Raw genomic sequence first — 2,859 nt, 5'->3', positions numbered from 1 at the left:
GCCCAACGACGTCCTCGCCGCCGCGTTCCTGGCCGACGACCCCGACGACGTGCCGCCCGAGGCCGCGGGCATGCTCGCGTCCGCCGCGGCGGCGGGCGCCGACTTCCCCTCCCTGGCCGCCCAGGCCCGCGCCGTGCACCGGAGCGGCATCGACCTCGCCGCCATCACCGCGCCGACGCTGGTGATCGCCGGCGACGACGACCCGCTGGCCCGGCGGCCCCACGTCCTCGCCGGGGCCATCGCCGACGCCCGGCTGCACGTGGTGGCCGGCGACCACGGCACGACGGTCGGCAGCCCCGCGTTCCGGGCGGCCGTCGTCGACTTCCTCCGCGGGTGATGCCCACTACCGGGTGTTAGCGCTAACGATTGCTGGGTACCCGCTCGGCGGGCTTGTCGACGCCGAACGCCGTGCGCTACGGTGCTTCTGGGAACGCTCCCAGTCGTGCTGACCCGGCATCTGGCGGCGACCGCAACGCACCCTGCTCGCAAGGAGGCGAGGCATGGATTCACGTGCGCGCAAAACGTCCGGGTCGTTCTCGTTCCACTTGAGACCCGGCCCGGTCCTCTCCGCGACCGCTGCCCGGCGCGTCTAGGAACACTTCCGCTCAACCCCTTCGGTGCACGTCGACCGCCATCGACGCGGCATTCCGCCGCCTCAATTTGTTAGCGATAACAAGGCGATTGGCCTTGCATTCCGTGAGAGGAAGACCATGCGAGATCCCCTCGCGACCAGGAAGAACGCCGTCCACCGACCGCGACTGCGCGCGGTGTGGGTGGTGGCGCTGTCGGTCGCCGGCATCGTCCTCCCCCTGCCCGTCGCGTCGGCCGCCACCGTGGACACCGGCGCCTCGTACGTGCTGGTCAACCGCAACAGCGGCAAGGTGCTGGACGTGTACGGGCGCAGCACCGCGAACAACGCCCGGATCTCCCAGTACACCCGCAACGACGGCGCCTGGCAGCAGTGGCAGTTCGTCGACTCCGGCGGCGGCTACTACCGGCTCAGGTCACGGCACAGCGGCCGGGTCCTGGGCTTCCCGTCCACCGCCGACGGCGCCGGCCTGGTGCAGGCGACCGACGCCGACCTCGCCGGCCAGCAGTTCCGGTTGGCCGACTCCGCCGGCGGCTACGTGCGCCTGCTCAACCGGGCGAGCGGCAAGGCCGTGGACGTGCTGAACTCCTCCACCGCCGACGGCGCGCGGGTCGTCCAGCTCCCCGACTCGGGCCGCGCCAACCAGCAGTGGCAACTGGTCAGGCTCGGCGCGGACACCACACCGCCGACCGCGCCCGCGAACCCCCGCACCTCGAACCTGACGTGCTCCGGGGTGACGTTCTCGTGGTCCGCGTCGACGGACGACGTGGGCGTGGCGTTCTACGACGTCTACCACGACGGGCAGCTCATGACCTCGGTGCCGGGCACGGCGCTGTCGGCGGACCTGACCGTCGTGCCGGGCGCCACCTGGGGCCTGTACGTCAACGCCCGCGACGCCGCCGGCAACGTCTCCCAGGCCAGCGCCACGGTCACCATCACCGTGCCGCAGTGCCAGGCCGACACCACGCCGCCCAGCACGCCCACCGGCGTGACGGCGACCGCGTCGGGCACCTCCGCCACGGTCCGCTGGTCGCCGGCCACCGACAACGTCGGCGTCACCGGCTACGAGGTCCTGCGCGACGGCGTCCAGGTCGGCTCGACCAGCGGCGCGAACGCGACGTCGTTCACCGACAGCGGCCTGGCCGCGAACACCCGCTACGAGTACCGGGTGCGGGCGCGCGACGCGCAGGCCAACCGCTCGGCCCCCAGCGCGGCCGTCGCGGTCACCACGGGCGACGCCTGCGCCACGGCGCTGTGCACGATCACCAGGGTCACCACCGAGACCGACCTGCCCTGGGGGCTGACCACCCTGCCCGGCGGACAGGTGCTCTTCGGCCGCCGCGACACCTTCGAACTGGTCCGCCTCGACCCCGCCACCGGTGCGAAGACCGTCGTCGGGCGCGTGCCGAACACGGCCGGGACGGACGGCGAGGGCGGGGTCCTGGGCATCGCCGTGGCCCCGGACTTCACCACCGACCCGTGGGTGTACGTCATGCACACCAGCCCGACCGACAACCGGGTGGTGCGCATCCGCTACACCGACGGCGCGCTCAGCGGCTCGCCGCAGGTGCTGCTCACCGGCATCCCGCGCAACAAGTACCACAACGGCGGCCGGCTGCGCTTCGGTCCCGACGGCAAGCTCTACATCGCCACGGGCGACGGGCAGAACGGCGAGTGGGCCCAGGACCGCACCAACCTCGCCGGCAAGGTCCTGCGCATCAACCCCGACGGCACCATCCCCGCCGACAACCCCTTCGGCACGCCGGTCTGGAGCTACGGCCACCGCAACCCGCAGGGCCTGGCCTTCGACTCCCAGGGCCGGTTGTGGGAGCAGGAGTTCGGCAACTCCGTCATGGACGAGACGAACCTGATCGTGCGCGGCGGCAACTACGGCTGGCCCCGCTGCGAGGGCACCACCGGCAGCTGCGACGAGCCCGGCTTCATCGCGCCCAAGCGCACCTACCCCGTCGCCGAGGCCTCGTGCAGCGGGATCGCGGTGGTCCGCGACGCCCTCTACATCGCCTGCCTGCGCGGCGCGCGGCTGTACCGGGCCGAGATCTCCGGCGAGAACCTGACCAACGTCCAGCAGCACCTCAACGGCGCCTACGGGCGGCTGCGCACCGTGGAGCCCTCCGCCGACGGCGGCCTGTGGCTGACCACCAGCACCCGCGGCGACAAGGACAGCATCGCCAACAACAGCAACGAGAGCATCCTCAAGGTCGAGCTGGGGCGATTACCCCGGGCCGCGTGGCGGTGGGCTGGCACCGCCC

General features: G+C 72.6%; 2 protein-coding genes. Both read left to right on the top strand.

The genetic code is table 11. From position 1 onward, the window contains the following. A partial coding sequence (locus tag ACFV4N_RS42335) for an alpha/beta fold hydrolase (protein WP_499678336.1) occupies positions 1-337 on the top strand: 337 nt, incomplete at its 5' end. 430 nt (positions 338-767) lie between these two features. After that, the coding region (locus ACFV4N_RS42330; RefSeq protein WP_499678337.1) for a PQQ-dependent sugar dehydrogenase at positions 768-2,859 on the top strand (2,092 nt) is incomplete at its 3' end.

Origin of the sequence: Actinosynnema sp. NPDC059797 (assembly GCF_042732085.1) — a bacterium.
Lineage (GTDB): Bacteria > Actinomycetota > Actinomycetes > Mycobacteriales > Pseudonocardiaceae > Actinosynnema.
The sequence above is the reverse complement of the archived record's forward strand: the minus strand, read 5'-3'. Positions and strand labels throughout refer to the sequence as shown.